Here is a 9,372-nt window from a genome sequence, read left to right as displayed (position 1 = left end):
GCGCGGCGGCACGATCAAGTTGCTGGGCGACATGCAGAGCGGCACGGTCAACGCGGGCGGGACGCTGGACGCCAGCGCGCCTGGCGGTGGCAATGGCGGCTTCATCGATACGTCGGCCGCGCACGTGCATATTGCCAAGGGCATCAATGTGACGACCCAGGCGGCCAACGGCCTGTCCGGCACCTGGCTGATCGACCCGGTCGATTTCACGATCGCCGCGTCCGGGGGCAATATGACCGGCACCGACCTGATGAGCAGCCTGAGCAAGGGCTCGGTGCAGATCCAGAGCACGAATGGCACGGGCGGCACGGCCGGCGACATCAATGTCAACGATGTCGTCAGCTGGTCGGCGAACCAGCTGACGCTGACGGCGCAAAACGATGTCAACATCAACAAGCCGATGACCGGCACCGGTACGGCCAGCCTGGCGCTGGAATACGGCCAGGGCGCGGTAAAGTTATTGAATACCTCGAACATCACTATCAAGGCCGAAGTCAACCTGCCATTGGGTAATAGCTATAGCACCAAGCTGGGCAGTGACGGAACGACAGCGCTCTACACGGTCATCAACAGCCTGGGAGCGGCCACCAGCACCAGTGGCGCCGATTTGCAGGGTTTGAAAAATGCGCTGAGCGGCAACTTCGCACTGACCGCCAATATCGATGCGAGCGGCACCTCGAACACGGCGGTCTGGGGCACCAACGGCTTTACGCCGATCGGCACCAAGGCGGTGCCATTCACCGGCCAGTTCGACGGCCTGGGCCATGTGATCACCGGCTTGACCAGTTCTACCAGCACTGCCGGCGGCGCCGCCAGCCTGTTCGGCGCGACCAGCGCCACCGGGAACCTGCGCAATATCGGCATCGTGGCGCCTGTCATCAGCTCGTCTATCAGCAGCGCCACCTATGGCAATGTGGCGGGGTTGGTGGGCTTGAACAATGGCATGGTCAACAATGCCTACGTCAGCGGCGGCACGGTCACGTCTCTCGGCTACGTAAATTCAGGCGGCCTGGTCGGCTACAACTATGGCACCGTCAACAATAGTTCGAACAGCAGCAGCGTGCTCGTGACCAATAAGCAAGATTCCTCGCTGGGCGGCCTGGTGGGCAAGGCAGCGACCACCAGCAAGATCCTCAACAGCTACAACACCGGTACGGTGACCTCCGCGCTGCTGACTGCCGGCGGCCTCGTCGGTATCAATAATGGCAGCATTAGCAATAGTTTCAATACCGGCGCGGTGACGGCCGGCACCGACGCCGGGGGCTTGGTGACCTTCAATCGCACCTCGACCGGCCTTATCCGCAACAGCTTCAATACCGGCGCCGTATCGGGCAGCGGCAATATAGGCGGCCTGGCCGGTGCCACGTCCAATCCGTCGCAGGTGAACAACAGTTACTCCACAGGCAGCGTGACCAACCTGGGATTGAACAATCTCAGCAACAGCAATACCACCACCGGCGGCTTGGTCGGCCACAACAAGGGGCAGATCAATAACAGTTACGCGACCGGTACGGTGACTGGCTCCAGCGGCTCTGGCGGCCTGAGCGGCGTGGGCGGTGTGGTTGGCACGAACGGCGTGTCCGGTGTCATGACCAATGTGTATTCGTCCGGTACGGTGGGCCTGGCTTCCGGCGCCACCGGCACGCTGGGCGGCATCGCCGGATTGATGACCGCCGCCAGCAGTTCGATCAATGGCGGGTACTTCAATGTCACATTGAATCCTGCCATATCGGGCGTCGGCTTCAACAGCGGCGGCGGTACCATCACCGACGTCCTCGGCCTGACCTCGACGGAAATGCAAACCGGGGCGAACTTCGGCACGTTCAACTTCACGACGACGACTGGCCTGACCGGCAATAACTGGGTCATGGTCGATACCGACGGCACGCTCAACAACGCGGGCGGCATGCTTGGTGCCACCGGACCGATGCTGGTCTCCGAATACAGCAGCACGATCAAATCGTCGCACCAGTTGCAATTGATGGCGATGGACCTGGCCGGCAATTACACATTGGGCCGCGACGTCAACGCGGCCAGCACCGGCCTTGCGAGCGACGTCTGGAATGGCGGCACTTTCATCCCGGTCGGCACCAGCACGGCGGCGCCGTTCACCGGCACCCTGAGCGGTGCCGGTCATGTCATTTCCGGCCTGGTGATCAACCGTCCCGGCACGAATTTCGCCGGCCTGTTCGGGGCGACGTCGGGCACCGCGATCGTTCGCGATATCGGTCTCGAAGGCGGCAGCATCACCGGCAAGAATGCCACGGGTGCGCTGGTCGGCAATAACCTGGGCCTCGTCAGCGGCAGTTACAGCACCGCCAGCGTGACCGGCGGGACCAACGTTGGCGGCCTGGTCGGCACGAACGGCATCGTCAGCAGCGTCCCCGGCATCGTCACCAACAGTTACGCCAGCGGCGCCGTCACCGGCACTGGCGTCATCGGCGGCCTGGTCGGCTTGAATGCCGGCACGCTGACCAACAACTATGCCAGCGGCGCCGTCATCGGCGGCACGACGTCGGGCGGCCTGGCCGGCAGCAATAGCGGCACCGTCACCGGCAATTTCTGGGATAGCACGACCAGCGGCATCACGACCGGCACGATCGGTACCCCTTTGACCACCGCGCAAATGAAATTGCTGTCCACTTACAGTGGCGCGGCATGGGACCTGGCCGGCGCGTGGATCGTCTACGACACCAATACCTACCCCTTGCTGCGCGCCTTCATGACGCCGTTGCAGGTGACGTTTGCCTCGAACGCCAGCAAGACTTATGACGGCACCAGCAGCTGGACGTCGCCGGGCGCCACCTACTCGAACCCGAATGCGGTGCTGCAAGGTACCCTGAACTACGGCGCGGCGGGCAATGCCGTCAACGCCGGCACCTACGCCATCACGGCCGGCGGCCTGTATTCCGGCCAGCGCGGGTATGCCATCAATTCCAACGCGGCGACCCTGACCATCGACAAGCGCGCCGCGACCCTGAGCGGCGCCACGGTGGACACGCGCAGCTATGACGGCACGACGGCCGCCACCCTCAGCGGTGGTTCGCTGAATGGCCTGTTATCGCAGGATCTCGGCAACATCACGTTCAACACAGGCGCCTTCGACAGCAAGGATGCCGGCAGCGGCAAAGCCGTCACGGCGATCACCACCGGCAGCGCCGGCGGCAACTATATTGTCACGGCGAACGGGCTGACCGGTACCATCACGCCGAAAGCGCTGACCTTGTCCGGCCTGGCCGCCACCACCCGGCAATATAACGGCGGCACCGCCGCCACCCTGACCGGCGGCTCCTTGACTGGCCTGATCGGCGGCGAAACGTTGAGCCTGGGTACCTCGGCCGGTGCGTATGCCGACAAGAACGCCGGCGCCGGCAAGGTGGTGACGGTGACGGTCGGCGCGCTCACCGATGGCAGCGGCCTGGCCAGCAACTACACGCTCGATGCGCCGACCAGCGTCACCGGCACCATCACGGCCAAGACGCTGACCTGGACCAACCTGGCGGTGGAGAACAAAGAGTACGATGGCAACGCGACGGCCGCGATCAACAAGGGCAGCATCACCGGCTATGTGAGCGGCGAAGGACTGATATCAGGCTCTAGCGCCGCGTTTGCTGACCAGAACGCCGGCAATAGCAAGGTAGTCACCGTCCGTACCACCTTGGGCAATGGCAGCGGCGGCGGCCTGGCGTCCAACTACGCGCTGGCCGATACCACCGTGCTGGCCAGCATCACGCCCAAAACCCTGACGTTGACCGGCGTGACGGCAGGCAACAAGACTTACGACGGCACCAAGGCGGCCGCAATTACAGGTGGCACCCTGGGCGGCATGATCGACAGCGAAACGGTTAACCTGGGCACGCTGTCGGGCACCTTCGCCGGCCAGAACGCCGGCAATGGCATAGCCGTGACGGTCACCGGTGGCAGCTTGAGCGACGGCAGCAATGGCGGCCTGGCCAGCAACTACACACTCGCCAGCGTGACGGGCCTGAAGGCCGATATCGCGCAACAAGGATTGACGGTCAGCGGCGTGACCGTTGCCAGCAAGGATTACGACGGCACGAAAGCGGCGACAGTCACCGGCGGGACCCTGAATGGCCTGGTTAGCGGCGAAACCCTGAGCCTGTCCGGCCAGAGCGGTGAATTCAATGACCAGAACGCGGGCAACGGCAAGGCCGTGACGGTGACCGGCGCCACCCTGGGCAATGGCTCTGGCCTGGCCAGCAACTATACGGTGACCAATGCCACTGACGCGACCGGTAATATCACGCCGAAGGCGCTGACGGTCACCGGTGCCAGCGCGGTAACCCGCGTCTATGATGGCACCAAGGCCGCGACCCTGGCGGGCGGCGTGCTCGATGGTCTGGTCAGCGGCGAAACATTGACGCTGTCCGGCTTGAGCGGCGCCTATGCCACCAAGAATGCCGGCAGCGGCAAGGCCGTCACCGTCACCGGCGCCACGCTGGCCGACAATACCGGCGGCCTGGCCAGCAATTACACGGTCAGCAATCCGACCAGTGTGACCGGCAACGTCACCAAGGCAAGTATTTCCAGCGTCAGCGGCTTGAGCGCCAGCGACAAGACCTACGATGGCAGCACTGCCGCCGTGATTGGCGGCAAGGCCGTCATCACCGGCATGGTGGTTGGCGACGATCTGGCCTTTTCCAGCGCCAGCGGCGCCTTCAGCGACCAGAATGCGGGCACCGGCAAGACTGTCAATATCTCCGGCATCACGCTGACGGGCAACGACCTGGCCAACTATAACTTCACCAATGCCAGCGCCACGGCCACCGCCAGCATCGCCCGGAAGGCATTGACGGTGATCGGTGCAACAGCCGCCGACCGGGTCTACGATGGCAGCACGGTGGCAATCATCAGCGGCGGCAGCCTGGACGGCCTGGTCGGCAAGGAAACCCTGACGCTGACCAGCATGACGGGCCTGTTTGCCGACAAGAATGTCGGCACCGCGAAAGCGGTGACCGTCAGTGGCGCGGCCTTGACGGGCAGTGCGAATGGCGGCCTGGCGTCCAACTACACGGTCACCGGTTCGACCGGTTTGACGGCCAATATCACCAAGGCCACCATCAGCACCATCAGCAATATCGTCGCCGACAGCAAGGTCTACGACGCCAACACCAAGGCCACCGTCAGCGCCACCGGCGCCACCTTCAACGGCATGGTGGGCGGTGACAGCCTGTCGATCAGCGCCACCAGCGCCACGTTCGCCGACAAGAACGCCGGCACCGGCAAGACGGTGGCCGTCAGCGGCATCGCCCTGGGCGGCCTTGACGCGGGCAACTACAACCTGACCAACACCACCGGCAGCGGCAGCGGCAATATCACGCCGAAAGCGCTGACGATTGCCGGCATGTCGGCCGTGAATAAAATCTATGACGGCAGTACCAAGGCGACCTTGTCGGGCGGCTCGATCAGCGGCCTGGTCGGCTCGGAAACCCTGGGCGTGACGGGCTTGAGCGCTACCTTCGATACCAGGGACGCCGGTACCGGCAAGACGGTGACGGCGACCGGTTCGACCCTGGTCAACGGCGGCAATGGCGGCCTGGCGGCCAACTACACGATCAGCAACCCGACCGGCCTGATTGCCAACATCACGCCGAAAGCGCTGACGGTATCGGGCATGACGGCCGGTACGCGCGCCTATGACGGCACCACGGCCGCGACCCTGGCCGGCGGCAGTTTGACGGGCCTGGTCACGGGCGAGACGCTGGTGGTCTCGGGCGGCAGCGGCGCGTTCGGCGACAAGAACGCCGGCAATGGCAAGGTGGTGACGGTATCGGGCGTCAGCCTGGCCGACGGTACCGGCCTGGCCAGCAATTACACGGTCAGCAACCCGACCGATGTGACGGGTTCCATCACACAAAAAGTGCTGAGCGTCACCGGTGCGCTGGCAGCCGACAAAACCTATGACGGCGCGCTCGATGCGACCATCACGGGCGGCAGCCTGAGCGGCTTTGTCGGTTCGGAAACGGTCGATCTGGCGAGCCTGGCCGGCGCGTTTGCGGACAAGAATGCCGGCAGCGGCAAGGCCGTCAGCATCACGGGCGGTACCTTGTCCAACGGCGGCAACGGCGGCCTGGCCAGCAATTATTCGGTCGGCCCTGTCAGCGGCCTGTCGGCCGGCATCGCGCAAAAAGTTTTGAGCGTCACCGGCGTGGCTGCCGCCAACAAGGTGTATGACGGCACGACCAAGGCAAGCGTGACCGGCGGCAGCTTGAGCGGCCTGGTCGGTAACGAAACCCTGGGCCTGTCCGGCCTGTCGGGCGCCTTTGGCGACAAGAACGCCGGCACCGGCAAGGCGATCACCGTCAGCGGCGCGACGCTGGCCGACGGCACCGGGCTGGCCAGCAACTATACGGTCGGCAACCCGACCGGCGTGACGGCCAATATCAACCAGGCAACCATCAGCTCGGTGACCAATGTCGTGGCCGACAGCAAGGTCTATGACGCCAATACCAAGGCCACCGTCAGCGCCACCGGCGCCACCTTCAACGGCATGGTGGGCGGCGACAGCCTGTCGATCAGCGCCACCAGCGCCACGTTCGCCGACAAGAACGCCGGCACCGGCAAGACGGTGGCCGTCAGCGACATCGCCCTTGGCGGCCTTGACGCGGCCAACTACAACCTGACCAGCACCACCGGCAGCGGCAGCGGCAGCATCACGCCGAAAGCGCTGACGATTGCCGGCATGTCGGCCGTGAATAAAATCTATGACGGCAGTACCAAGGCGACCTTGTCGGGCGGCTCGATCAGCGGCCTGGTCGGCTCGGAAACCCTGGGCGTGACGGGCTTGAGCGCTACCTTCGATACCAGGGACGCCGGCACCGGCAAGACGGTGACGGCGACCGGTTCGACCCTGGTCAACGGCGGCAATGGCGGCCTGGCGGCCAACTACACGATCAGCAACCCGAGCGGCCTGATCGCCAACATCACGCCGAAAGCGCTGACGGTATCGGGCATGACGGCCGGCACGCGCGCCTATGACGGCACCACGGCCGCGACCCTGGCCGGCGGCAGTTTGACGGGCCTGGTAACGGGCGAAACGCTGCTGGTCTCGGGCGGCACGGGCGCGTTTGGCGACAAGAACGCCGGCAATGGCAAGGCGGTGACGGTATCTGGCGTCAGCCTGGCCGACGGTACCGGCATGGCCAGCAATTACACAGTCAGCAATCCGACCGATGTGACGGGTTCCATTACACAAAAAGTGCTGAGCGTCACCGGTGCGCTGGCGGCCGACAAAACCTATGACGGCGCGCTCGATGCGACCATCACGGGCGGCAGCCTGAGCGGCTTTGTCGGTTCGGAAACGGTCGATCTGGCGAGCCTGGCCGGCGCGTTTGCGGACAAGAATGCCGGCAGCGGCAAGGCCGTCAGCATCACGGGCGGCACCTTGTCCAACGGCAGCAACGGCGGCCTGGCCAGCAACTACACGGTCAGCAACCCGAGCGGCTTGACGGCCAGCATCACGGCCAAGGCCTTGACGGTGACGGGCCAGTTGGCTGGCAATAAAGTCTATGACGGCAATGCACAAGCCAGCCTGTCCGGTGGCGTGCTGGCGGGCCTGGTGGCGGGCGAAAGCCTGGGCCTGGCTGGCCAGACAGCAAGCTTTGCCGACAAGAACGCGGCCAATGGCAAAGCCGTGACGGTGACGGGCACAAGCCTGGTCGATACGGCCAGCGGCCTGGCCAGCAACTACACGGTCAGCAATCCGACCGGCTTGACGGCCAGCATCACGGCCAAGGCCTTGACGGTGACGGGCCAACTGGCGGGCAATAAAGTCTACGACGGCAATGCACAAGCCAGCCTGTCCGGTGGCGCCCTGAGTGGCCTGGTGGCAGGCGAAACGCTGGGCATTGCGGGTCAAACTGCCGTGTTCAGCGACAAGAACGCGGCCAATGGCAAAGCCGTGACGGTGACGGGCACGAGCCTGGTCGATACCGCCAGCGGCCTGGCCAGCAACTACGCGGTCAGCAACCCGACCGGCTTGACGGCCAGCATCATGGCCAAGGCCTTGACGGTGACGGGGCAGCTGGCGGGCAATAAAGTCTACGACGGCAATGCGCAAGCCAGCCTGTCCGGTGGCGCCTTGAGCGGCCTGGTGGCGGGCGAGGCATTGGACATTGCGGGTCAAACTGCCGTCTTCAGCGACAAGAACGCGGCCAATGGCAAAGCCGTGACGGTGACGGGCACAAGCCTGGTCGATACCGCTACCGGCCTGGCCAGCAATTACACGGTCAGCAACCCGACCGGCCTGACGGCCAGCATCACGGCCAAGGCCTTGACGGTGACGGGCCAACTGGCAGGCAATAAAGTCTACGACGGCAATGCAGAGGCCAACCTGTCCGGTGGTGTGTTGAGTGGCCTGGTGGCCGGTGAAACCCTGGGCATTGGTGGTCAGAGCGCCGTGTTCAGCGACAAGAACGCGGCCACCGCCAAGGCGGTGACGGTGACGGGCACGGTCCTGGTCGACACCATCACAGGCCTGGCCAGCAACTATACGGTCAGCAACCCGACCGGCTTGACGGCCAGCATCACGCCGGCCAGCCTGCTGGTGCGCGTCACGGGCGCCGCGCCGCGCGTGTATGACACCACCACCAACGCCAGCGTGACCCTGGCGGACAACCGTATCGCCGGCGACGTGCTGAGCATCAGTAACAGCGGCGCCAGCTTTGCCGACAAGAACGCCGGCGCCAACAAAACGGTGACGGTAAACGGCATTGCGCTCGGCGGTACGGACGCCGGCAATTACACGGTCAACGCCACGGCGACCACCACGGCCAGCATCACGCAGGCGGCCCTGGGGGTGAAGGTGGGCAATGCCGAGAAAGACCAGGGCAATGTCAATCCGGCCTTCACGGCCAGCTACACGGGCTTGCTGGGCAACGACACGCTGGCGAACGAGGTCAGCGGCAATCTGGCGTTCAGCACGCCGGCCACCATCGCTACGCCATCGGGCAGCTATCTGGTGTCGGCGGCCGGCCAGTCCTCGACCAACTATGCGTTGACCTACACGCCGGGCGTGCTGACCGTGAAGCCGACCGAAGCGCGGCAAAGCGCGGTGGCCAGCGTGATCGCGGCGGTCAATGTGGCGCCATCGCAGGGCAATATGGTGCAGGCCGATGTCGTGGCGAAAGGCGAAACCGTGACCAGCAAGGAAGACGTGGTGCAGGTGGTGGCGGAGCGCGGCCAGGCGCGGCAGGGCAGCACGCCGGTGGTGCTGACGACGGCATCGGTGAACAGCAATGTCTTGCCGGGCTTGCGCCTGAGTGTGGTCGATACGGGCTTGCGACTGCCTGTGGCGGCTGGCACCACCAGTATCGAAAGCCAGTAAGCGTGCATTAACCGGGTTTGCCAGTG

1 protein-coding gene is annotated in these 9,372 nt (G+C 64.8%); it reads left to right on the top strand.

The annotated features are described in order from the left end of the window. The first annotated feature begins 19 nt into the window (after positions 1-19). Positions 20-9,346, top strand: a complete 9,327-nt coding sequence (locus tag O0882_RS10720) for a YDG domain-containing protein (RefSeq protein WP_289947747.1) — start codon at positions 20-22, stop codon at positions 9,344-9,346. Positions 9,347-9,372: the final 26 nt, after the last annotated feature.

The sequence above is a fragment of the Janthinobacterium sp. SUN073 genome (assembly GCF_030397665.1).
GTDB lineage: Bacteria > Pseudomonadota > Gammaproteobacteria > Burkholderiales > Burkholderiaceae_D > Janthinobacterium.
Note: the sequence above shows the minus strand (reverse complement) of the source record. Positions and strands in the feature narration are given on the sequence as shown.